Raw genomic sequence first — 25,991 nt, 5'->3', positions numbered from 1 at the left:
GGGTCGCCCCGGTGTCACCAGGTGACCGGCAGCCGCTCCACGCCGTACGCGGTCGACCGGATGCGGAACTCGACGTCCCGCGTGGGCACCGCGAGCCGCAGGTCCGGGAAGCGCCGCAGCAGCGCCGCGTAGGCGGTGCGCAGCTCCATCCGGGCCAGTGCGGCACCGATGCAGTGGTGGATGCCGTGTCCGAACGCGACGTGCGGCACGGGTTCCCGGGTCAGGTCGAGCCGGTCGGGCCCGTCGGTCAGCGCCGGGTCGCGGTTGGCCAGCGGGATCGAGCAGACGACGGTGTCGCCGGCCCTGATCAGCCTGCCGCCGAGCGTGACGTCCTCGACCGCGGTGCGGGGCGTCGGCGCATGCGGCACGGACAGGTAGCGGAGCAGCTCCTCGACGGCGCGGTCCAGTGCCGCCGGGTCGTCGCGCACCAGGGCGAGCTGGCCGGGGTTCTCCAGGAGCGCGAGGGCGCCGAGGCCGAGCATGCCGGAGATGTTGTCGAGTCCCGCGAGCATCAGCAGGATGCAGATGCCCCGCAGTTCCTTGTCGGTGAACTCGGTTCCGTGGTCGCGCACCAGCATGCCGAGGAAGCCGTCGTCGGGGTTTCTGCGCTGCCGGGCCACGAGTGCGGCGAGGTAGCGGGTGAACGCCGATCCGGCGGCCGTGCGCTCCTGGCGCCCGCCGTCGGTGGCCAGGTGGGCGTGGCAGCGGCGCAGGAAGTCGTCGCGGTCGTCGCGGGGCACGCCGATCAGTTCGCACAGGACCGGTCCCGGGATCGCCGACGCGAACAGCTCGGCCAGGTCGGCGGGTTGTCCGGCGCGTTCCATGGCGTCGAGGCGCTCGGCGACGATGGCCTCGATGCGCGGCTGGAGTCTGCGCATCCGCCGGACCGTGAACTCCGGGGTCAGCATCTTCCGCAGCCGGGTGTGCTCGGGCGGGTCGTAGTCCATGAGGAGCCCGATGCCCTCGTCGGGCCGCCGGTCGTCGTCGCCGGCCGGTGCGTGCGAGCCGAAGCGGCGGCGGGTGGAGAACCGGACGTGGTCGCCGAGGACCCGGCGCACCTCTTCGTGGCCGGTGACCAGCCACAGGGGTTCGCCGCCGGCGCCGGGGGCCAGGCTGACGCGGGTGACGGGCCCGTCGGCGGCGAGGCGGCGCAGGTCGTCGGCCGGGTCGAAGCGGGTGCGTCGGGTGTGCAGCGGTACGGGTGCGGTCTCGTGCGGCATGTCGCCCCTTACCAGGCCACCGGCAGCGTCTCCACGGCCTTGGACGTGAAGCGGAGTTCGTCGCGGGGCACGGCGAGCCGCACCTCGGGGAACCTGCGCAGCAGTTCGGCGATGGCGATGCGCAGCTCCATCCTGGTCAGCGGTGCGCCGAGGCAGTAGTGGATGCCGTGCCCGAACGCCATGTGGCGGCTGTTGTCGCGGGTGATGTCGATGGGTTCCTGCGGCTCCCCGGGCGAGGCGGTGTTGTTGGCGCCGAGCAGCGAACAGGCGATGGACTCCCCCGCCTTGACGGTCTTGCCCGCGAGGGTGACGTCCTCCAGGGCGGTGCGGGGCGAGGCGTGCGAGATGATCGACACGCTGCGGATCAGCTCCTCCACGGCGTGGTCGATGTACTCCGGGTGCTTCTTGAGCAGGGCGAGCTGGTCCGGGTTCTCCAGGAGGGCGAGGATGCCGAGGCCCAGCGTGCCGCCCACGTTCTGGATGAAGGAGGCGAGGAGCGTCGCGGCGGTGCCGGTCAGTTCGGCGGGCGAGAGGTCGCCGCCGTGCCGTTGGATGAGCCGGCCGAGCAGGTCCTCGCCGGGGTCGCGGCGCTTGCGCGCGGTGAACTTGCTCAGGTAGATCAGATACGAGTTGCCCGCCGCGTCCCGCTGGTCCCGGTCGGGGTTGTCGATGCGGTTGGTGTCGAGGTGGCGGGCCAGTTCGGCCTGGTCGTCGCGGGGTATGCCGAGCAGCGTGCAGCCGATGAGGCTGGTGGTGGGCCACACGAAGTGCGGTACGAGGTCGATCGGCTGCTCGGCGCCCTCCATGGCGTCCAGACGCTCCGTCACGATGCCCTCGACGAGGGGTTCCAGGGCGCGCACCCGCCGCAGTGTGAACTCGCCGGTGAGCATCTTCCGCAGCCGGGTGTGCTCGGGCGGGTCGTAGTGCAGCAGGTTGCCGGGCTGGACGAGGCGCCGGGAGTCCTCGACGGTGTCGGCGGGCGGCAGCGTGGTGAACCGTTCGGTGTCGCCGAGCACCGCCCGCACTTCGTCGTATCCGGTGGCGAGCCAGGCGCGTTCCATCGTTCCCGGCGGGGTCATCTCGACGAGCGGCGACTGTTCGGTTTCGTCCAATGGCTTGGGCATTCTCGGAATCCTTTCGCCCTTTCTTACGAGTCTGAATTTCGCCCCGCACACCCGTCAAGGATGTCCAAGTGTCCAAGGGGCCGCGCTCACCAGCGGACGAGGAGTTCGTCTATTCCGTAGTTGGGGGTCCAGGTGCGGAAGCGGATTTCCTCCGCGGGTACCGCGACGCTCAGCTTCGGGAACCGGTGGAACAGGGCCGCGATCGCGATGCGCAGCTCGACCCGGGCCAGCACCGCGCCCAGGCAGTGGTGGACGCCGTGCCCGAAGGCGAGGTGTCCGGAGTTGTCGCGGGTGATGTCGAGGGTGTCCTGCGGCACTCCGTCCACCGGGGTGCGGCTCACGGCGAGCAGGGAACAGATCACGGACTCGCCGGCCCGGATCAGGTGCCCGCCGACGGTCACGTCGACCAGGGCGGTGCGGGGCGTGGCGTTCTGCACGGACGAGACGTGGCGGATGAGTTCCTCCACCGCCGAGCCGATCAGCTCCGGCCTTTCCCGGAGCAGGGCGAGCTGGTCGGGGTGGTCGAGCAGGGCCAGCGGGCCGAGGCCGAGCATGCCGCCGATGTCCTCAAGGCCTGAGCCCATGATGGCGGCGGCCATGCCCGTCAGTTCCTCGTCGGTGAGCTCCGCGCCGTGCCGGCCGATCACCATGCCCAGCAGGTCGTCACCGGGGTCGCGGCGCTTCTGCCGGACGAGCCTGCCCATGTAGACCATGTACGCGTTGACGGCCGCCCGCTGCCGCTCCCGTTCCTCGCGGCTGGTGTGCCGGCCGAAGCCGGTGCCGGTCCTGCTGATGTTGAGGTTGCGGGCGAGTTCGGCCGCGTCGTCGCGGGGCACGCCGAGCAGTGCGCAGCCGACCAGGCCGGGGATGGGCCAGGCGAAGTGCCGTACGAGGTCGGCGGGTTGTCCCGCGCCCTCCAGCGCGTCGAGGCAGTGCGCCACGATCTCCTCGATGAAGGGTTCCAGCCTGCGGATGCGCCGGAGGGTGAACTCGGGGGTGAGCATCTTGCGCAGCCGGGTGTGCTCGGGCGGGTCGTACTGGCGCAGGTTGCCGACCTCGATCTGTGGTTTCCCGCCGCCCCTGCCGTCGTCGAGCGGCAGCATGCTGAACCTGTCGTCGCCGAGGACCGCCCGCACCTCGTCGTAGCCGGTGGCGAGCCAGTGGCGGGCCGGGGTGCGCCCGCCGGTGTCCAGTTCGACGAGTGGTGTGCGGGCGCTCAGTTCCGTCAGTTCGGGCACGGGTTCCATCCCGTTCCTGCGGGTGTGCGCGGAGGTGCTCACTGCCTTCGACATTCAGGGTCCCTTTCGCCCTGTGAAATGCGGAGCAATTCACGGTTCCCGGGGTGCCGCGATCCGGTGTTGCGATCCCGCCCGGTAATTCTTTTCTCCTCACTCCTTTCCGGTGACGGTGTCGGTCGCGGCCCGGAGTTTGTCCGCGACGACTGCGCCGATCTGTGCCGAGGGCGCGGGCTGCAGCATCGTGTAGTGGCTGGCGGCGACTTCGTGGGATTCGATGTCGCCTGCGACGTAGGGCCGCCAGCTCTCGCCGGAGACGGCCGCCGGGGTGTCCGCGGGCCGGTCCTCGACCGCGACGAAGAGCAGCAGGTCGCCCTGGAAGCGGCGGGGCGTGTGGCGCGGGGTGAGCCGTCCCACGTTGTCGATGACCTGCCGCATGTTGGCCCTGAGCCCCTCGTCCATGTCCTGGCCGATGCTTTCGTCGGGCGGCAGTCCGAGGTCGCTCGCCCGCGGCGCGGACGTGTCGTCCTGGCCGCCCGTCTCGGGTTCGACGTTGCTGTACTGGGCTCCGCCGAACCCTTCGGGGTAGCCGTCGATCACGGCGAGGAGCTGCACCTGTTCTCCCTGTTCCTCCAGGCGGGTGGCGACGGCCTGGGCGATGAGGCCGCCGAGGGACCAGCCGAGCAGATGGTAGGGGCCGGTGGGCTGCACGGTCCTGATCTGTTCCGCGTAGTCGGCCGCCATCTCGGCCAGGCTCTGCGGCAGCGGTTCCGGTGCGGCGAGGCCGCGGGCCTGCACGCCGTACACGGGCCGGTCCTGCGGCAGATGCCGCAGCAGGGCCGCGTACGCCCAGCTCAGTCCCGTACCGGTGTGCATGCAGAACAGCGGCGGCAGGCTGCCCTTGGGGCGCAGCGGCAGCAGCATCTCCAGGTCGCCGTGGTCGCCGCCCGCTCGCCGTCCTGCGGCCGCCCGGGTCGCGTCGCGGCCCTTGCCGCGGAGGGTGAGGAGGCCGTCGGCGGTCCGGCGCGCCCGTTCCCCGGTGTGCAGCATCCGTTCGCCGCCCGTCCCGAACGGGCAGGCGACGAACCGTTCACCGGTCAGTCCGGGTGCCTCGGCGTAGCCGCGGGCGAGGGACGCCCCGGCGACGTACAGGTCTCCCGTGGCGCCCGGTGGGACCGGCCGCAGGAAGTCGTCCAGGACGAAGGCGCGGGTGTTGGGCACGGGCCGGCCAGCGGGTGCCAGGTCGGGCAGGGAGTCGCCGGGTCCGGTCCGGTGGCCGAGCCAGGGGCCCCCGGTCTCGGCGGCGCCGTGGGCGCTGACCAGGGTGGTCCTGGGGTGGTCCGCGAGCCAGGCCCGCGTGTCGTCGACGGCCGCGGGGTCACCGGTGCCGACCACCGTGACCTCGGCGAACGGCGCCTCCCCGGCCGCCTTTCCGAGCGCGGACGGCAGCAACTCCTGCGCCGTGACGAGGTGTTGCGCGCCGCCGGGTCCGGCGGTCGGGGCGGCGTCCTCGCCGGGTGCGCCGAGGCGGACGCCGCCGCCCGCGCACAGGGCGGAGAGCAGCGGTGTCAGGAGCGCGGACACCGGGGCCCGTACGTCGAGGAGTGTCACCCCGTGGTGCGCGGGCGCGGCGTACTGGTGGTGCACCGCGTGGTCGACGAGCGTCCGGTGCTCGACGACGGCGCCGGCGACGGTGCCGTCGGCGCTGTCCGCCGCCGCGGCGCCGAGCACGAGTGCCGCCTGCCTGGGCAGGGGCGGCGCGAGCGGTGAACCGGTCTCCGGGGAGGCGCCGTTGGGAGCGGCGAGCCTCGGGTCGTCGAGCAGCAGGACGGGCACCGTCACGCCGTCGCCGAGCAGCGGCGCCATGGCCGTCGCGCAGACCAGCGCGGCGGGTGTGACCTGCCGCAGGCACGAGGCGACGTCCTCCATGGGCCGGTTCGGGTCGGCGATCAGGCAGGCGGCACCGGACCTGAGCACGCCGAGCAGCGCGACGACGAGGCCGGTGGTGGGCGGCAGCGCCAGGACGACGACGTCCTCCGCGCCGATGCCGCGCTCGGCGAGGCGCCGGGCGAGCCGGCCGGACGCGGCGTCCAGCGCCCCGTGCGTGAGCAGACCGTCGTGGTCCATGACGGCGACGGCGTCGGGGGCCAGCGCCGCCTGTTCGGCGAGCAGCTCGACGACGGTTCCGTCCGGGACCTGCGCCGCCGTGGCGTCGCGGGTCTCCAGCACCTGGCGGCGCTCCGCCTCGTCGAGGAGGAGTTCCACCCGGCTCAGCCGCAGTTCGGGGTCGTCCGCGACCTGCTGGAGGACGCGGGTGAGCCGCTGGGCGAGAGCGGTGGCGGTGGCGCGGTCGAACAGTTCGGTGGCGTAGCGGATCGCGCCGTCGACGCCGTTCGGGCCGCTGTCGGAGCCGTGCCGTTCGGTGAGGGCGACCACGAGGTCGACCTCGCCCGCCGGTGTGCCGACGGGCAGCCGGGTGGTGCGCAGGCCCGGCAGCTCCGGAGATTCCCACATCTCGGCGGAGTCGCCGAGGATCTCGAGGACCCCCTGGAACACGGGGTGATGGCCCGCCTCGGGGAGCGCGAGGGCGTCCACGAGGCGGCCGAAGGGGACGTCGGGGTTCTGGACCGCGCGCTGGTAGGTGTCCCGGGCGCGCCGCAGCAGTTCGCGGTACGTGGGGTCGCCGGAGGTGTCCGTGCGCAGGGCCAGCGGATCGGCGAACGGGCCGACGAGGCCGTCCAGGTCGCCTTCCTCGTCCCGGCGCGGCAGCACGGTGCCGAGGGTGACGTCGGTGCCGGCGCCGAGCCCGGAGAGGAGCAGCGCGAGCGCGGCCTGCACGACCATGAAGAACGTCGCGCCGTCGGCCTCGGCGATCTCGGTGAGCCGGATGTGCGTGGCGCTGTCGAGGGCCAGCGGCACCTCGTCGGCGCGGTGCGCGGGAAGCTGCGGCCGCGGCCTGTCGACCGGCAGCTCCAGCTCGGTGGCGGCGTCGGCGAGGGCCTTCTTCCAGTAGGCGAACTGCTCGCCGATCAGGCTGTCGCGGTCCTCCTCGTCGCGGAGCATCTCCTGCTCCCAGAGCGCGTAGTCGGCGAACTGGAGGGGCAGCGGTGCCCGTTCGGGTGCGCGGCCTTCCCTGCGTGCGCCGTACGCGGCCGCCAGGTCGCGGACCAGGACGATCAGCGAGGCGTCGTCGGTGGCGATCCGGTGGACGACGAGGAGCAGTACGTGGTCGGTCTCCGCGAGCGCGAACAGGCGGGCCGTCCAGGGGGTTTCCCCGGCGAGGTCGAACTCGTGCCCCGCGTGGTCGGCGAGGAGACGCGGCAGGTCGTCCTCGGTCGTGGAGGTGACGGGCAGGACGGGGCGGGCGCTCTCGGCTTCGGCGGCCAGGACCCGCTGGCACACGTCGTCCCCGGTACCGACGAACGTCGTCCGCAGGATGTCGTGCCGTGCCGCGACGTCCCCCAGCGCCGACTCCAACGCCTCCCGGTCGAGCCTGCCGCCCAGGCGCAGCGCGATCGAGGTCCGCTGGGCGGCGGAGCCGGGGTTGGCCTCGGCGAGCCGCCAGACGCGCAACTGGCCGGCGGTGAGCGGTATGTCGTCGGGGTGGTCGACCGGCCGCAGCTCCGGCAGCTCCTTCGAGGTCAGCATCCGTGCCACGCCCAGCGGCGTGGACTCGCCGAAGAACCGCCGCATGCTCAGTTCGAGGCCGAGCTCCTCGCGGATCCGCGCGGAGAGGCGCATCGCGAGGCCCGAGTCGCCGCCCAGGTCGAAGAAGTTGTTGTCGACGCCGACCCGTGCCAGGCCGAGGACCTCGGCGAACAGTGCGCACAGGGTCGCTTCGAGTTCAGTCTCCGGCTCCCGGCCCGAGATGCGTCCGGCGAAGTCGGGCCGGGGCAGCGCGCCGCGGTCGACCTTGCCGTTGCCGGTGAGCGGCAGTGTCTCCAGGACCACCACGGCGGCGGGCCGCATGTACTCGGGCAGCTCCTTCGCCAGGTGGTCGTGGACGGACTGGATCTCCAGGTCCTCGGTCTCCGGCACGATGTAGCCGACAAGGCGTTTGTCGCCGGGGCGGTCCTCGCGGGCGATGACCGCGGCCTGCCGCACCTCGGGATGCGCGGCGAGCGCCGCCTCCACCTCGCCCGGCTCGACCCGGAAGCCGCGGACCTTGACCTGCTCGTCCGCCCGCCCGACGAACGACAGCTGTCCGTCGCCCGTCCAGCGAGCCAGGTCCCCGGTCCGGTACATCCGCCCGCCGTCCCCGAAGGGGCACGCCACGAAGCGTTCCGCCGTCAGATCGGGACGGCCCACGTACCCCCGGGCCACGCCCGGCCCGGCGATGTACAGCTCGCCCGTCGCGCCGGCCGGAACCGGGTGCAGGAAGCCGTCCAGGACGTATGTCCGTACGTTGTCGAGGGGCCGTCCGATCGCCGGTGGCTTGTCCTGCGGCCTGATGTCCTCGTCGACGGGCCCGGCGGTGGCCATGACGGTGGCTTCGGTGGGGCCGTAGGTGTTCCACACCTTCGCCTGTGCCGTCCAGCGGCTCGCGAGGCCTGCGGTCATCAGCTCGGCGCCGAGGACCCAGTTCCGCACTCCGGAGGTGGAGGCGGGGTCGAGCATCGTGAGCAGGGAGGGTACGACGCTGGCCGTGCTCACCCCCGCCGACTCGATCATCTCCGCGAGCGCGGTGGGCTCCGCACGCTCCTCCGCCGATGCGATGGCGAGCGTGCCGCCACCGGACAGCGTGACCGCCACATCCAGCACCGCCGCGTCGAAACTGAACGACGCGAACTGCAACACCGTCACGCCCTCGGCCACGCCCAGCACCGGACGCATCGCCGCCGCGAGATTCGCCACGCCACCGTGCGGGACCGCCACACCTTTGGGGCGGCCCGTGGAGCCCGACGTGTAGATCACGTAGGCGAGTCGATCCGGTCCGGCGGTTACGCCCAGCGGTTCGCCGGACTCGGCCGCCAGAACCTCCGCAATGTCCGCGGCGTCCAGCTGAACCGTGCGCGCCTCGCCGACCGTCACCTCGGACAGGCTCTCCTCGACGCCCAGTACAACGGCCGCACCGCTGTCGGCCACCATGAACGACAGCCGGTCCACCGGATACTCCGGGTCCAGCGGAACGAACGCGCCGCCCGCCTTCCACACCGCCAGCTCCGCCACCACCATGTCGACACCACGCGGCAGACACAGACCCACCCTGGACTCCGGGCCAACCCCCAGCCCCACCAAATACCGAGCCAGCCGATTCGCCCGCGCCTCCAACTCCCCGTACGACAAGGCGTCCGAACCACACCGCACCGCCACCACACCGGGCGCACACTCCGCCCGCGCGGCGAACAGTTCGGGGACGGAGGTCTCCGGGTGGGAGACGTCCGTGGTGTTCCACTCCTCCAGGACGCGAGTGCGTTCGGCGGCGTCGGAGAGCCGCAGCCTGCCGACGGGGGCCTGAGGATCGGCGGCCATCTGGTGCAGGGCCCGCAGCAGCCGGTCGAGGAGAGCGTGGGCCGCCTCCTCGTCGAAGGCGTCCGGGCGGTAGGTGAGCCGCATCCGCAGCCCGTTGAGGGGGTCCACCACGAGGCCGAGCGGGTAGTTGATGGACTCGCGCATGCCCGCTTCGGTGAGCTCCACTCCGGCCGGTCCCGGCTCGCGGGTGCTCCCGTCGTCGTCCGTCGACGCGTCCATGCCGGTGGGGAAGCTCTCGAACGCCATGAGGGTGTCGAACGTCGCTCCGCGCCCTGCCACGCGCTGGATGTCGCCCAGGCTCAGGTACTGGTGGTCCATCAGGACGGACTGCCGGGCCTGTACGTCCGTGAGGACGTCGGTGACGGTCGTCGCCGGGTCGAACCGGACGCGTACCGGGACGGTGTTGATGAACAGCCCGAGCATGTTCTCCATGCCGGGCAGATCGGCGGGCCTGCCCGCCACGGAGGCGCCGAACACCACGTCCTGGCGTCCCGCCAGCTGGCCGACCACCAGGGCCCAGGCGGTCTGGACGACCGTGTTCAGGGTGACGCCCCTGGCCCGGGCGAGCTCGCCGAGCGCGCGGTCGAGCGCGGGGCCCGCCACGGCGAACACCTCCCCGGACGTGGCGTTCGGGTCCGTCCCCGCGACGGCGCCCGGCGCCATCGGGACGACCTGCGTCGGCTCGTCCGTGCCGGACAGCTCCGCCCGCCAGGCTTCCTGTGCCGCCTCCTTGTCCTGCTGCGCCAGCCAGGCCAGGTAGTCGCGGTAGGGCGTCACGGGCGGGAGTCCCGCCGCGGTGCCGCCGGCTTCGTAGCACGCCCACAGTTCGCGCCGCAGCACCGGCAACGACCAGCCGTCCAACACGATGTGATGGAGCGTCACCATCATGCGGTAGCGGTCCTCACCGGTACGGGCGAGGAGCACCTTCACCAAGGGCGGCTTCGCCAGGTCGAAGCCCTTGGCCCGCTCCTCCCTGCCGATCCGCTCGGACTCCTCCCACGCCGCTTCCTCGTCGAGTCCGCGGAGGTCCTCCTCGCGCCACGGCAGGGTCGCGCGGCCGGCGACGACCTGCACGGACTGACCGGAGCCCGCCACCTGGCGGAAACCCACCCGCAGGCTGGCGTGCCGGTCGAGGAGCGCCTGCCAGGACGCGCGCAGGCGTGCCGTGTCGAGCGGTCCTTCCAGGCCCACGATCATCTGCTCGACGTACACGTCGGTGCTCTGCCGGTCGAACAGGGCGTGGAAGAGGAGGCCTTCCTGCAGCGGTGACAGCGGCCAGATGTCCACCAGATCCGGGGCCGCCGTCTCCAGCTTCTCGACCTGCGCCTGGCCGAGGGCGACCAGCGGGAAGTCGGAGGGGGTGTGGCCGCCGGCGGTGGGCTCGTCGACGTGTGTGGCGAGGCCGGTGAGCATCGCCGCCCAGGCGTCGAGCAGCGTCCTTGCCGCCGTCTCGTCGAGCAGCCGCTCGGGCCAGGCCAGGCTCAGCGTGAGGCGCGGGCCGCCCGCGGTGTCGTGGACCACGCCGGTGACCTCCAGCGGGTGCGCCACGGGGAAGCGGCCGCCCGCGGGGTCGCCCGCCGGTGCCTCGCCGGAGTCGTCCGGCGCGGTGCCGGGGATCCGGCCGAGGTAGGTGAAGCCGATGCGGGCCTCGGGCAGGGCCGCGAGTCGGGCGGCGGTGTCCGGGTTGAGCCGGCGCAGCAGGCCGTGGCCGAGCCCGTCGCCGGGCACCGCGCGCAGCTGTTCCTTGACGCGTTTGACGGCGTCGCCCGCGACAGGACCGCCGTCGCGGATGTCTTCGAGGTCCTCGGCGTCGGCCGTCCCCACGTCGATCCGTACCGGGTGGGTGCCGGTGAACCAGCCGACCGTGCGCGAGAGGTCCATGGCCCCGGTCAGGGCCTCGCGGCCGTGGCCCTCCACGTCCACGAGGAACCCGCCGTCCGGTGTGCCGCCGTCGCACCACTCCGCGACGGCGGCGGCGAGCCCGGTCAGGAGGACGTCGTCGACGCCCGCGTGGAACGCCTCGGGTACGCCGGTCAGGAGCGCCGACGTGACGGCGGCGGGGACGGTCACCGACACCTGCCGCACAGTGTCGGCGAGGTCGACCGCCGGGTTCATGGGTACGGCGGTGAGCTGTGGGTCCGGTCCCTGGAGCAGCTGGGTCCACGCGTCGAGTTCGGCCGTCCGCCCTGCGCCCGTGGCCTGGGCCGCGAGGGCGCGCGCCCAGTGCCGGAACGAGGTGGGCACCGGTTCCAGTCCGGGCGCACGGCCCGCGGCTGTCGCGGCGCACGCCTGCTCCAGGTCGGGCAGCAGGATCCGCCACGACACGGCGTCCATCACGAGGTGGTCCACGACCAGGACGAGGCGCCCCGCGGTGTCCGGACCCAGGTCGAGCCAGACCGCCTGCAGCATGACGCCGGCCCTCGGGTCGAGCCGCTCCACGGCGGCCCTGGTCTCCTCGGCGATCGTCCGCGGCAGCTCCTCGGGGGCCGTGCCGGTCGCGTCGACGCGGCGGACGAACGAGCCGGCGGGCACGGTGCCGGGTCCGGACACGACGAGGTGGTGCTCCGGTTCGGTCTTCAGGCGGGCCCGCAGCGCGTCGTGGTGGTCGACCACCGCGCGCACCGCGTCGGCCAGGGTCTCGGTACGCAGGCCCGCGGGGGCCTCGATGACGGCGGACTGGACGACGCCGCCCAGCGCGTCGACGCCGACCCGGTCGATCAGTTCGCGCATCACCGGCGTCAAAGGCACCTCGCCGACGCCGGAGTCGCCGGCCGTGCCCGCGCTCGCGGTGTCGTACGGGACGGCGACCAGCGCGAGGGCCGCCGGGGTGCGGTGCTCGAAGACCTGCCGGGCGGTGATGGCGAGGCCCGCGCGCCGGGCGCCGGAGACCAGCATCATCGACGAGATCGAGTCGCCGCCGAGCGCGAAGAACGAGTCCTCGGCACCGGCCCGTTCGACGCCGAGCACCTCGGCGAACAGGTCGCAGAGGACGGTCTCGGCCGGGGTCCGCGGGTCGCGGCCGCCGGGCACGGCGAGTTCGGGGGCGGGCAGCGCGGCGCGGTCGAGTTTGCCGTTGACGGTGAGCGGCAGCGCGTCGAGGGCGACCACGGTCGCCGGGACCATGTACGCGGGGAGCCGGGTGGCGGCGAAGGCGCGCAGCGCTTCGGTGTCGAGGGTGTCCGTGGTGGGGACGGCGTACGCGACGAGGCGTTTGTCGCCCGGCAGGTCCTCGCGGGCGATCACCGCCACCTCGCGCACGGACACGTGTCCGGCCAGGACGGCTTCGACCTCGCCCGGCTCGATCCGGAAGCCGCGCAGCTTCACCTGCTCGTCCGCGCGCCCCGCGAACGACAGCTGTCCGTCGGCGCTCCAGCGGGCCAGGTCCCCGGTCCGGTACATCCGGCCGCCGTCGCCGAAGGGGCACGCCACGAAGCGTTCCGCCGTCAGGTCGGGGCGCCGCACGTAGCCGCGCGCGACACCGGGCCCCGCGACGTACAGCTCGCCGGTCACGCCCGGCGGCACCGGCCGCAGGAAGCCGTCGAGGACGTAGGTCCGCATGTTGCCGAGCGGGCGTCCGATGGCCGGCGGGGCGTCCACCGGTTTGATGCCCTCGTCGACCCGGCCGACGGTCGCCATCACGGTGGCCTCGGTGGGGCCGTACGTGTTCCACACCCGTGTCCGCGCCGTCCACCGGCTCGCGAGGTCGGCGGTCAGCCACTCACCGCCGAGGACCCAGTTCCGTACGCCCGGAACCGTCTCGGGGTCCAGGGTGCGCAGCACCGAAGGCACGACACTGGCGGCCTCGACTCCGGCCGTGCGGATCATGTCCGTGAGCGCCGCCGGCTCGGTGCGCTCCTCCGCGGAGGCGATGGCGAGGGTGCCGCCGGCCGCCAGGGTGACGGCCACGTCCAAAACCGCTCCGTCGAAGCTGAAGGACGCGAACTGCAGCATCACGACGCCGTCGCGCAGGTCCAGCGCGGGCCGCATCGCCTCGGCCAGGTTCAGCAGCCCGCGGTGGGCGAGGGCGACGCCCTTGGGGCGGCCCGTCGACCCCGATGTGTAGATGACGTACGCGAGTTGGTCGGTGCCGACCCGCACGTCGGGCGGCGCGGCGGGCTCCGCCGCGACGGCCCGCGCGGTCTCCGGATCGTCGAGGAGGACGACCCGGGCGGCGCCCACGGGCACCCCGGCGACGGCGGTGCCGGTGGCCAGGACGACGTCGGCGCCGCTGTCGGTGATCATGTAGCCGAGCCGGTCGGCCGGGTGGTCGGGGTCGAGCGGGACGAAGGCGCCGCCCGCCTTCCACACGGCGAGCTCCGCCACGATCATGTCGGTGCCGCGCGGCAGGCAGAGTCCCACGCGGTGTTCACGGCCGACGCCCAGCCGGACCAGGTGGTGGGCGAGCCGGTTGGCCCGCTCCTCCAACTCGCCATAGGTCAGGGTTTCTTCGCCGCACCGCACGGCTGTCGCGTCCGGCGCCCTGCGGGCCCGCCCCTCGAACGCCTCGATGACGGAGCCGGCCGACAGCGGGCGTCCGGTCGCGTTCCGGCGCTCGACCACCGAGGTCCGCTCGGCCTGTTCCAGTACGTCGATGTCGCTGACGCGGACCGAAGGGTCGGCCACGACCTGCTCCAGTACGCGTACGAACCGCCGCACGACGGATTCCGCGGCGGCCCGGTCGAACAGGTCGGGCCGGTAGTCCAGTTTGAAGCGCATCCGGTCGCCGCCCGGGACGGCGACGAGGGTGAGCGGGTAGTGCGAGGCGTCGCGGGAGGCTCCCGAGGGCCTGATGGTCACGGCGTCGGGGCCGGGCTCGGGGCCCGCGGGCGGCAGCGGGTAGTTCTCGTAGAGGACGAGCGTATCGAAGACCGCGGCGGGCCCCGCGAGCTTCTGCACCTCGGCGAGCCCGACGTGCTGGTGCGCGATCAGGCCGGACTGGGCCTGCTGGAGCCGCTCGAGGAGTTCGGCCATGGGCTGCGCCCCGTCGAGGCGTACGCGTACCGGAAGGGTGTTGATGAACAGGCCGACCATCGACTCCACGCCCGGCAGTTCGGCCGGGCGGCCCGCGACGGTCGCGCCGAAGACGACGTCGGTGCGCCCGGCGAGGCGGGCGAGGACCAGCGCCCACGCCCCCTGTACGACAGTGTTCACCGTCAGACCACGGCCACGCGCCAACTCGACGAGTCCGGCGGTCAGTTCTTGCGGCAGGTCGGTGAGCACGTGGTCGGGGAGCACCGGGGCGCGGCCCGGGTCCTTCGGCGCGACGAGCGTCGACCCGTCGGCGTCCGCGAGCTCCGCGCGCCAGGCGGCGCGGGCGGCGTCCTTGTCCTGGCGGCCGAGCCACGCCACGTACTCGCCGTAGGGTGCCACGCGCCCGAGCACGGAGGCGTCGCCGCCCGCCTCGTACACCTGGGAGAGCTCGTTCAGGAGAACCGGCATCGACCAGCCGTCGAGCAGGATGTGATGGAACGTCATGACGAGCCGGTGGCGTCGGTCGCCGAGTCGCACGAGCAGGAGCCGCAGCAGCGGAGGGACGGCGAGGTCGAAGCGCTGGGCGCGTTCGCGGGCCGCGAGGCGGTCGATCTCGGCGAGCGCCTCGGGCTCCACGAGGCCGCTGACGTCCGCCTCGTGCCAGGGCAGCGCGACCTCGCGCGGGATGACCTGCACCATGCGGGCGCCGGTCACCGGCCGGAAGCAGGCCCGCAGCGCGGCGTGCCGGGCCAGCAGCGCCTCCCACGACGCCCGCAGCCGATCCGTGTCCACGGGTCCTGAGACGTCCAGCGCCGACTGCACGGTGTAGACGTCCGGGCCCCGGTCGTCGTAGGAGGCGTGGAAGAGCATCCCCTCCTGCAGCGGCGAGAGGGGCCACACGTCCTCGACGAGGGATCGGGATCGGGTCGTCATCGCTCTGTCTCCTCATAACGGCTTGTGGCTGTGGGCCGGGGCTTCTCGCCGGCGAATCCGGCTTCGAGTTCCTCGATCTGGTGTTGTGCGAGGTTGAGGAGGTGGAAATCGGACGGGGTGTGTCCGCCTGCCGTGGGCTCGTCGGTGTGGGCCGCCAGGCCGGCCAGCATCGCCAGCCAGGCCTCGCCGAGCTGTTCGGCGTCGGCCTCCTCCAGCAGCCGGCTCGCCCAGCTCAGGGTGATCGTCAGTGCGGGTCCGTCGGCGGTGTCCCTGACCACGGCGGCCGCGTCCAGTGCGTGGGTGGCGGGCATGTCCGGGTCGACGGAGCCGCCGATCGCGGTCTCGCCGGCCATCTCCCACGGGCCGGGCGGCCCCGCGGTGCGGCCGCCGCCCGCGGCGAACCGGCCCAGGTAGTTGAAGCCGATCTGCGCGGCCGGCGCGGCCTCGAACACGGGCCGCGTCCCGGGGTTGAGCCGGCGCAGCAGTTCATGGCCGAGTCCGTCGCCGGGCACCGCCCTGGCCTGCTCCTTCACGGCCTTCACCAACGTACCGGCAGCGGGCCCCCCAGCCCTAGCGGCGTCCAGGTCGGTGCCGGTCACCTCGAGCCGCACGGGGTGCACACCGGTGAACCAGCCCACCGTCCGCAACAGGTCGACGCCGCCGAGGGGTTGGCGACCGTGGCTCTCGATGTCGACCAGCAGCCCGGAAGCCGTCTCCGGCCGCCACTGCCCGACCGCGCCGGCGAGGGTGGCGAGGAGCACGTCGTCGACGCCGCAGTGGAAGGCGGCCGGCGTGCGGCCCACGAGGGTGGCCGCATGCTCGGGCGGCACGGTCCATGAGCGGTGGCGCAGGGTACGTACGGTGTCGACGGCCGGGTCCAACGCCCGGTCGGCGACGGCTTGTTGCCCCTTGCCGAGCAGGGCGAGCCAGGCATCGGCCTCCGCGATGCGTCGTTCGTCGGCCGCCTCCGCGGTCAGCAGCTCCGCCCAGCGGCGGAACGACGTGCCGACGGGCTCCAGTTGCGGCGTGCGGCCCGCGGCCGCCGCTTCGCACGCGGCGCGCAGGTCGGGCACGAGAACGCGCCACGACACGCCGTCCACGACGAGATGGTGCACCACCAGCACGATCCGGCCGGTACGTCCCGGCCCTGCGTCGGCCCACACCGCGCGGGCCAGCACCCCGGCGGACGGATCGAGCTGCCGCGCCGCTTCCCGCGCGGCCCGGGCGGCGGCTGCGTCCAGGGATTCGGCGGTGGAAGTGGCACTCACCGCCCCCTCGGCGACGGCCGTCGCGTCGACGCGTGACACCAGGGCCGCCGCGTCGACCGACCCCCGCTCCCCCACGACCAGCTTCGGCTCGCCGGGAACGGTCCGGGCGCGCAGCATGTCGTGCGTGTCCAGGACGGCGGCGAGGCCCGTCGAAAGGACGTCGAGGCCGAGGCCGGCGGGGGCGCCGACCACCACCCACTGCGCGAACGCGGGGCTCGTCGCCCGCTCGCCCAGCGCGTGCATCACGGGCGTCCAGGGCACCTCACCGACGCCGATGTCGTCGGACGGGGTCTCCGGTTCGGCGGCCACCGTCACCTGCGCGAGGCGTTCGGGGGTCTTCTCCTCGAAGACCTGCCGTGAGGTGAGGGTCAGCCCCGCCCTGCGCGCCCGCGACGCCAGCTGCATCGACATGATCGAGTCGCCGCCCAGCTCGAAGAAGCTGTCGTCGACGCCGACCCGGTCCAGGCCGAGCACCTCGGCGTACAGCCCGCACAGGGTCCGCTCGGTCGCCGTCCGCGGCGCGCGGCCGGTGACCCGCCCGGTGAAGTCGGGCGCCGGCAGGGCGGCCCGGTCCACCTTCCCGTTGAGGGTGAGCGGCAGCCGCTCCAGGGGGACGAACGCCGTCGGCACCATGTACTCGGGCAGCCGGTCGCGTACGTATGCGGGGAGCCCGGAGAGCCCGGGGTTATCGGGGGCCTCGGGGCTGTCGGCGAGCCGCTCGCCGTCCGTGACGACGTACGCCACCAGACGGTGGGCGTCGTCGGGGCCGTCGCGGCGTGCGACGACGACGGCCTGCGTGATGTCCGGGTGCGCTGCGAGGACCGACTCGATCTCCCCCGGCTCGATCCGGTGGCCGCGGACCTTGACCTGTTCGTCGGCGCGGCCCGCGAAGTGCAGTTCGCCCTGGTCGGTCCACCGGGCCAGGTCGCCCGTGCGGTACATCCGCTCCCCCGAGCCGAACGGGCACGCCACGAACCGCCCCGCCGACAGCCCCGCGCGGGCCAGATAGCCGCGGGCGAGTCCCGCGCCGGTCACGTACAGCTCGCCGGTCATCCCCGGCGGCACGGGCAGCAGGAACTCGTCCAGGACGTAGGCCTGGACGCCGGTCATCGGGCGTCCGATGGGGACGACGTCGCCGCCGGGTGTCAGCGGCTCGCTCATCGCCGCGCAGACCGTCGTCTCGGTCGGACCGTACGCGTTGACCATGCGCCGCCCGGACGACCACCGGTCCACCAGCCCCGGCGGGCACGCCTCCCCGGCGACGACCAGCGTCTCCAGGCCGTCGGGCAGGGCGTCCTCGGCCGCCAGTACGCTCGGCGGCACCGTCACATGGGTCGCGTGCGTCTCGCGCAGGGCCGCGTCCAGCGACACCCGCGGCGGCAGTTCGTCCGCGGCGGCGACGATCAGCGTCCCGCCCGAGAGCAGCGCCATGCACAGCTCCGAGACGGCGGCGTCGAAGCTCAGCGAGGCGAACTGCAGCACGCGCGAGCCCGGCCGCACGCCGAAGCGGTCGATCTGGGCCCGCGCGAGGTTCTCAAGACCCGCGTGGGTGACGACGACGCCCTTGGGCGCGCCGGTGGACCCCGAGGTGTAGATGACGTACGCGGCATGGGCGGCCGTCAACGGCGCCGACCTCTCCACGTCCCGGACGGGACCTGCCGGGAGCCGCTCGATCGCGTCCGCCACCACCGGGTCGTCGACCACCACGACCCGCCCCGCGAAGCCGTCGGGCACCGCGCCCCGCGAGGCCGACGTGCACACCACCACCGACGGATCCGCGTCACGGAGCACATACGTGACCCGCTCCGCCGGATATCCCGCGTCCACCGGAACGAACACCCCGCCCGCCGACGACACCGCGAGCAGCGAGACCAGCAAGGAAACGGACCGCTCCCCCACCACGGCCACCCGCACCTCGGGCCCCACTCCCACGCCCATCAGGTACCGGGCGAGACGCCCCGCCTCAGCACCCAACCCCGCGTAGCTGAACTGCCGTTTGCTGCCGGAGGTCAGCGCCACCGCGTCCGGTGTCGCCGCCGCCTGCCGGGCGAACAGCTCCGGAAGCGGCGCGGCGGCCGCGGGCGGTCCCGTGGTGCTCCACTCGCGCACGACCCGGTCCCGTACGGCGGTGTCGGCCACATCGATCCGGCCGACGGGAACCGACGGGTCCGCGACCAGTTGCTCGAGGACGCGCACCAGCGAGGCGACCATGCCCTCGGCGCGGGCGCGGTCGCACACGTCGGGCCGGAAGACGAAGTCGCCCCGCATGCGTTCGCCCGGCGAGACGACGAAGGTCAGCGGGTAGTGGCCCATGTCCTGCGGCATGCCCGCGGGGCGGATGGTGAGGGACTCCGGGGACGTGTCGTCCCTCGCGGGCGGGTGCGGATAGTTCTCGTACACCACGAGGGTGTCGAAGTCGGCGCCCGGTCCGGCGAGTTGGCGTATATCGGAGAGGCCCACGTGTTGGTGGGCCATCAGGGCGACCTGGCGTTCCTGGAGGCCTGCGAGCATTTCGGCGGCCGGCTGCCGGGCGTCGAGGCCGACCCGCACCGGGAGGGTGTTGATGAAGAGGCCGATCGCCGATTCCGCGCCCGGCAGGTCGGTGGGCCGCCCCGCCACGGTGGCGCCGAATACGACATCGGCGCGCCCGGCGAGGCGTGCGAGCAGCAGCGCCCACGCGCCCTGCATGACGGTGTTCACCGTCAGTCCGCGGTCGCGGGCCAGCGCGGCGACGCCCCGCGACAGCTCCTCGGGGAACGCGAAACGCACCCGGTCGGGCACGACCGGCACCCGCACCGAGTCCGCCGGCACGACGAGTGTCGGCTCGTCGAGGCCCGCCAGCTCGGTGCGCCAGGCCTGCCGCGCCTCCTCCTTGTCCTGGCGGTCGAGCCATGCCAGGTACTCGCGGTAGGACGTCACCGCCGGGAGGTCCCGTTCGTCGCCGCCCGCCGCCAGGGCCTCGTAGGCGGCGGACAGGTCGCCGATCAGGACGGGCAGGGACCAGCCGTCCATGATGATGTGGTGGCTGGTGATGACGAGGTGGTGGCGGTCGTCGCCGAGGCGGATCAGGAGCAGCCGCATCAGCGGCGCCTTGGTGACATCGATCCTGTCGGCCCGTTCGCTCGCGGCGAGGCGCTCGGTCTCGGCGAGCGCCTCGGCCTGCGTGAGATCCGACAAGTCAGCCGTCCGCCAGGGGAGTTCGACGTCTCGCGCCACGGCTTGCGCGGCCCGGCCGGAGGCCAGGCGGTGGAAGCTCGCGCGCAGGGTCGGGTGCCGGCGCAGCACGATCTGCCACGCGTCGCGCAGCCGCGCCGCGTCCAGCGGCCCTTCCAACGCCATGGCCCGCTGGCCTTCGTAGACGTCGGGGCCGTCCTCGTCGTACGTGGCGTGGAACAGCATGCCTTCCTGCAACGGCGACAGCGGCCATACGTCGGTCAGCCCCGGCACCGCGACCGCCAGCTCCTCCACATCGCCCTGCGTCAGGGCGCTGCCGACGAGGGGGAAGTCGGACGGCGTGTGCCCGCCCGCGTCGGGGTCGGCGGCGGTGTGCGCCGCCAGACCGTCCAGCATCGCCGCCCAGGCCCGCCCGATCCGCTCGGCCTCCGCCTCGGGCAGCAGCTCGCCCGCCCAGCTCAGCGTGATCGTCAGCTCCGGGCCGTCCGGGGTGTCGCGTACCGCGGCCCCGGCGTCGAGGGCGTGCCGCAAGGGCATGTCGGGGGAGACCGTGCCGCCGATGGCGGTGTCGCCGGTCAACTGCCAGGCGGCCGTGGGCTTTTCGGGCTTCTTCGCTGGGGCTCCTGCGGCGAAGCGACCCATGTAGTTGAAGCCGATCTCGGGGGCGGGGCGGGCGCGGAGCAGGGGGCCGGTCTCCGGGTTGAGGTGGCGCAGCAGCTCGTAGCCGAGGCCGTCGCCCGGTATCGCGCGCACCTGCTCCTTGACTGCCTTCAGCAGCGCACCGGCCGCTGGACCACCCTTGAGGACCTGGTCCAGAGCGATACCGGCCGGGTCCGTCCGTACGGGGTGCCCGCTGGTGAACCAGCCGACGGTGCGCGACAGGTCCACGTCGCCGATCGGTTCACGGCCGTGCCCCTCGACCTCCATCAGGAGTCCGGCCGCCGTCTCCGGCTTGCAGTGCGCGATCGCCCCGGTGAGGGTCGCGAGCAGGACGTCGTCGACGCCGCAGTGGAAGGCGGCCGACGTCCGGCTCAGCAGCACGTCGGCCTGTTCCGGCGGCACCACCCAGCTGCGGCGGCGCGCGGTCCGGGCTGTGTCGAGGTCCGGGCTCAAGGGGCGTGCGCCGAGGAGCTGTTCGGTCTCGCCCAGCAGCGTCAGCCAGTCCGCAAGCTCGGCTACCCGGCGCTCGTCGGTCGCTTGCGAGGTCAGCAGCTCCGACCAGCGGCGGAACGAGGTTCCCACCGGGTCGAGCCGGGGCGTCCGCCCCTCGGCCGCCGCCTCGCACGCGGTCCGCAGGTCCGGGACCAGGACGCGCCAGGAGACGCCGTCCGTCACCAAGTGGTGGGCGACGAGAATGAGTTGCCCGGGGTTGCCGGGCCCCGCGTCGACCCATACCGCCCGCACCATCACACCGGCCGCGGGGTCGAGCCGGTTCGCCGCCTCCCTGGCCAGCTCGCCCAGGTCCGGGCCGTCCGGGCCGACGCCCGGAGTGTCCGGGCCGACGCCCGGCGTGTCCGGGCGGGAGCCCGACCTGTCCCCGTTGACGCCCGACGCATCCACGCCGGCGCCCAACCCATCCGCGCCGGGGTCCGACGCGTCTACGCGGGTGTCTGTCCTGTCCGCGTTGATGCCCGATACGTGCACGCGGGTGCCCGACCTATCCACGCGCGTGCCCGAGGCATCCACGCGGGCGTCCAACCCATCCGCGCCGGTGCCCGACACGTCTACCCGGGTGTCCGACCTATCCACGCCGGTGCCCGACACATCCACGCGGGTGCCCGACCCATCCGCGCCGGGGTCCGACACGTCTACCCGGGTGTCCGACCTATCCACGCCGGTGCCCGACACATCCACGCGGGTGCCCGACCCATCCACACGCGTGCCCGAGGCGTCCACGCGGGCGTCCAACCCATCCGCGCCGGTGCCCGACGCATCCACGCGCGTGCTCGACCCCTCCACCCGCGTGCCCGACCCATCCACGCGCGTGCCCGACCCCTCCGCGCGCGTGCTCGACCCCTCCACGCGCGTGCCCGACGCATCCACGCGGGTGATCAATCCCGCGACGTCGAGCGCCCCCGGCTCGGCGACGATCAGCTTCGCCTCGCCCGGGACGGTGCGGGCCCGCAGCATGTCGTGCGTGTCGAGTACGGCGCCCAGGCCCGTCGCCAGGACGCCCGCGCTCAGCCCGGGCGGCGTGGTCAGCGCCACCCACTGCGCGAAGCCCGCGCTGGTGACGTGGTCGCCGAGCGCCCGCATGACCGGCGTCCAGGGCAGCTCGCCCACGCCGACATCGGCCACCGCGACCTCGCGGTTTCCCGTTGCGACGACGAGCGCCAGCCGTTCCGCGGTCTTCTCCTCGAACACCTGGCGGGGCGTGATGACGAGGCCCGCCTGACGCGCCCGCGAGGCCAGCTGCATGGAGCTGATCGAGTCGCCGCCCAGCTCGAAGAACCCGTCCTCCGCCCCGACCCGCTCCAACCCCAACACCTCGGCGAACAGAGCGCACAAGACCCGCTCGGTCTCCGTACGCGGCTCACGTCCCGACACACGCTCAGCGAAATCCGGAGCAGGCAGAGCAGCCCGATCCACCTTCCCGTTCACCGTCAACGGCAAGGCCTCCAGAACCACCACCGCCACCGGCACCATGTACTCCGGCAACCGCCCCGCCACATACGCCCGCAACACCGCCGAGTCGACACCTCCCGGGCCATCGGACACGACATAACCGACCAGGCGCCTCTCGCCAGGGCGGTCCTCGCGGGCAATCACCGCCGCCTGCCGCACGCCAGGATGCGCGGCGAGCGCCGCCTCCACCTCACCCAGCTCCACCCGGAACCCACGCACCTTCACCTGCTCGTCCGCACGCCCCACGAACAGCAGCTCACCCTCGCCGGACCACCGGACGAGATCGCCGGTGCGGTACATGCGCCGCCCAACCGCACCGAACGGACACGCCACGAAGCGTTCCGCCGACAAGCCCGGCCGCCCCAAGTAGCCGCGCGCAAGGCCGGGCCCCTCGACGTACAGCTCGCCCACGGTTCCCGGGGCCACCGGTTTCAGGAAGTCGTCGAGCACGTACGCACGGGTGTTGGTCAAGGGGCGGCCGACCGGCACCGGGTGGCCCTCCCCCGCCGTCGGCCGCAGGGGTTCGCTCATCGCCGCGCAGACGGTCACCTCGGTGGGGCCGTAGGCGTTGACGAGGCGGCGGTCCGACCAGCGCCGCGCCAGCCAGGAGGGGCACTCCTCGCCGGCCACCACCAGCGTTTCGACGCAGTCCGGCAGCGCGTCCACGGTCCCGAGGACCGAAGGGGGCACGGTCATGTGCGTGACGCCGAACTCGGCGGCGACCTCCTCAAGCCTGCCGTGCGGCGGCAGCCTTTCACCGTCGACCACCACAAGCGCCGCGCCGGACAACAGGGCCATGCACATTTCGGAGACCGCGGCGTCGAAGCTCCATGAGGCCAGTTGCAGGACGCGGGAGTCCGGTCGTACGGCGAAGCGTTCGATCTGGCCGGTGGCGAGGTTGCCGATACCGCCGTGTGTGACGACCACGCCCTTGGGCTCGCCGGTCGAACCGGACGTGTAGATCACGTACGCGGGGTCCTCCACCGCGGGGTCCTCCATGTCGCACGCCGACGACCCTGTCGGCCGGGTCGCGTTCCGCGTGGACGCGGCGGAGACGGCGGACGCGGACGCCGGGGCATCGAACACCCAACGGGTGGCGTCGCCCTTGGGAAGCACCGGCTCGGTCGTGGTCGTGCACACGACGAGCGCGGGGTCCGCGTCGGCGAGCACGTGCGCGATCCGCTCCGCCGGGTACGCCGGATCGACCGGCACGAACGCCGCTCCGGCGCGGGCCACGCCCAGCAACACCGCGACCACGTCCATGGAGCGTTCCATGACCACGCCGACGAGGTGCCCGCGGCGGACGCCGCGTGCCCTCAGCTCGGAGGCCACGCGGTCGGCGGCCCGGCCGAGTTCGGCGTACGACCACTGCTGCCGGTAGGCGCCGATGACGGCCGGCGCGTCCGGAGAGCGGCGCACCTGTGCGTCGAACAGCTCCCCCAGCGTCCCGGTGGGGACGGGGTGGCCGGTGTCGTTCCACCGCTCCACGACCGCGGTGCGCTCGGCCGTCTCCAGTACGTCGATGTCGCTCACCCGTAGCGCCGGGTCGGCGGCGAACTGTTCGAGCACGCGCATCAGTTGTCGGCCCACCTGGAGGGCCCGCTGCCCCTCGACCACGTCCGGCCGGTACGTCACCCGGATCTCGATGCGGTCGTCCGGGACGACGCCGATGGCCAGGGGGTAGTGGGTGCCCGCCTGGCTGCTGAGCTGGGTCAGCGTGACCGGGGCGGAAGCCTGCCCCGGGGCGTGGTCGGCCTGGTCGGGGCCCGAGAGCCGGGAGGTGTTGCGCGGGTAGTTCTCGATCATCAGCATCGTGTCGAAGACCGCGCCGGGTCCGCCGAGCGCCTGGATCTCGGCGAGCCCTGTGTGCTGATGGGGCATCAGTGCTGCTTGCCGCTCTTGCAGTTGGGAGAGCAGGGTGCGGACCGGCTGCCCGGCGTCGAGACGTACCCGCACCGGCAAGGTGTTGATGAACAAACCGATCATCGACTCGATGCCGGGGATCTCCGGCGGCCGCCCCGCCACCGTCGTGCCGAACACGACGTCCGTGCGCCGGGCGAGCCGTGCGAGGACCAGCGCCCACGCGCCCTGCATGACGGTGTTGACGGTCAGCCCCTGGGAACGTGCCAGGCCGTTGATGGCCCGCGTCGCCTCCTCGGACAGCCGCACCGAGCATTCCTCCGACAGGACGAGGCCGCCGCCGAGGTCCGCCGGGGCCACGAGCGTCGGCGCGTCGGCCCCGGCCAGCTCCGCCCGCCAGGCCGCCCGCGCCGCCTCCTTGTCCTGCACCTCCAGCCAGGCCAGGTAGTCCCCGTACGAGGCGGTGCGGCCCGGCACGGGAGCGGTGCCGTCGGCCGTGCGGGGCTCGTGGGCCGCGTAGGCCGCCGCCACCTCGTTGAGCATGACCGGCGTCGACCAGCCGTCGGCCACGATGTGGTGGCTGGTGACGACGAGCCGGTGCTGTTCCGCGCCGAGGCGGATCAGCAGCAGCCGCAGCAGTGGCGCGGCCGTCAGGTCCAGCCGTTCCGCCGCCTCGTTCCCGGCGAGCCGCTCCGCTTCGGCGAGCGCTTCGGTCCGGTCGAGAGCCGTCAAATCAACCTCGCGCCAAGGCAGTTCGACGCTTCGAGCCACGACCTGTACGGCCTCGCCGGAGGCCAGGCGGTGGAAGCCGGCCCGCAACGCGTCGTGCCGGGCGATCAGCGCTTCCCAGGCCGCCCGCAACCGCCGCGCGTCCAACGGGCCGTCGACCGCGAGCACGCGCTGGCTCTGATACGCGTCGGGGCCTTCCCCGTCGTACGTGGCGTGGAACAGCATGCCTTCCTGCAACGGCGACAGCGGCCATACGTCGGCCGGCCCCGGCACAGCCGCCTCCACCCTGTCGACGTCGGCCTGCGTCAGGGCGGCACCGAGGAGAGGGAAGTCGGAGGGTGTATGCCCGCCCACGGCCGGACCGGCGGTGACGTGCGCGGCGAGCCCGCCCAGCATCGCCACCCAGGCCCGCCCGAACCGCTCGGCCTCCTCCCGCGCCAGCACTCCGCTCGGCCAGCTGAGACGGAGCTCGAGCTCGGGCCCGTCGGCCGTGCCCCGCACGGTGGCGTTCGCCTCCAGGGCGTGCGGCAGGGGCAAGTCGGGGGCGACGGTGCCGCCGATGGGGGTCGTGCCACTCAACTGCCAGGCGCCGGACGTATTTTCGGGGTCGCCTGGCACCCCTGCGGCGAAGCGGCCCATGTAGTTGAAGCCGATTTCGGGGGCGGGGCGGGCGCGGAGCAGGGGGCCGGTCTCCGGGTTGAGGTGGCGCAGCAGCTCGTATCCGAGGCCGTCGCCTGGTATCGCGCGCAGCTGTTCCTTGACCGTCTTCAGCAGCGCGCCCGCCGCTGGACCGCCCGCCACGGCCTGCGCCAGATCGATCCCACTGGGGTCCGTCCGCACCGGGTGCGCACTGGTGAACCAGCCGACCGTGCGCGACAGGTCCACGTCGCCGATCAGCTCACGGCCGTGCCCCTCGACATCTACCAGCAGCCCGGCCGCCCTCTCCGGCTTGCAGAGCGCGATCGCCCCGGTGAGGGTCGCCAGCAGGATGTCGTCGACGCCGCAGTGGAAGGCGTCCGGCGTCCGGCCCAGCAGTGCGCCGGCCTGCTCGGGCGGCACCACCCAGGTCTGCTGGTGCAGGGTCCTGGCGGTGTCGATGCGGGGGTCGACCGCGCGCTCGCCGAGGGGCTGTTGCCCCTCGCCCAGCACCGCGAGCCAGGAGTCGAGCTCCGCGACCCGGCTCTCCTCGATCGCTTGCGCGGTCAACAGTTCCGACCAGCGGCGGAACGAGGTCCCCACCGGCTCCAGCTTCGGCGCACGCCCCTCCGCCACCGCCTCACACGCGGCCCGCAGATCCGGCACCAGCACCCGCCAGGACACCCCGTCCACCACCAAGTGATGCGCTACGAGAATGAGTTGGCCGGGACGGTCGGGTCCCGC

5 protein-coding genes are annotated in these 25,991 nt (G+C 73.5%); all 5 read right to left on the bottom strand.

Annotated elements, in window-relative coordinates; genetic code table 11:
- Window positions 1–14: 14 nt before the first annotated feature.
- Window positions 15–1,220 carry a cytochrome P450 gene (locus ACI2L3_RS37665; protein ID WP_404756965.1) on the bottom strand — a complete coding sequence of 402 codons (1,206 nt, stop codon included), beginning with the start codon at window positions 1,218–1,220 and terminating at the stop codon, window positions 15–17.
- An 8-nt stretch (window positions 1,221–1,228) separates the two neighbouring features.
- Window positions 1,229–2,344, bottom strand: coding sequence for a cytochrome P450 (locus ACI2L3_RS37660; RefSeq protein WP_404756964.1), 1,116 nt, complete (start codon window positions 2,342–2,344; stop codon window positions 1,229–1,231).
- A gap of 86 nt (window positions 2,345–2,430) precedes the next feature.
- The gene (locus tag ACI2L3_RS37655) at window positions 2,431–3,636 is read right to left on the bottom strand and encodes a cytochrome P450 (RefSeq protein WP_404756963.1); all 1,206 of its coding nucleotides are present in this window, start codon (window positions 3,634–3,636) and stop codon (window positions 2,431–2,433) included.
- A gap of 96 nt (window positions 3,637–3,732) precedes the next feature.
- Window positions 3,733–14,955, bottom strand: coding sequence for an amino acid adenylation domain-containing protein (locus tag ACI2L3_RS37650; RefSeq protein WP_404756962.1), 11,223 nt, complete (start codon window positions 14,953–14,955; stop codon window positions 3,733–3,735).
- Window positions 14,952–25,964 carry an amino acid adenylation domain-containing protein gene (locus ACI2L3_RS37645; RefSeq protein WP_404757012.1) on the bottom strand — a complete coding sequence of 3,671 codons (11,013 nt, stop codon included), beginning with the start codon at window positions 25,962–25,964 and terminating at the stop codon, window positions 14,952–14,954. Before ACI2L3_RS37645 ends, ACI2L3_RS37650 begins: the two co-directional genes overlap by 4 nt.
- Between the last annotated feature and the right edge of the window lie 27 nt (window positions 25,965–25,991).

This window comes from Streptomyces sp. NPDC029674 (assembly GCF_044903205.1).
Lineage (GTDB): Bacteria > Actinomycetota > Actinomycetes > Streptomycetales > Streptomycetaceae > Streptomyces.
This window is presented reverse-complemented; position numbering and strand designations above follow the sequence as displayed.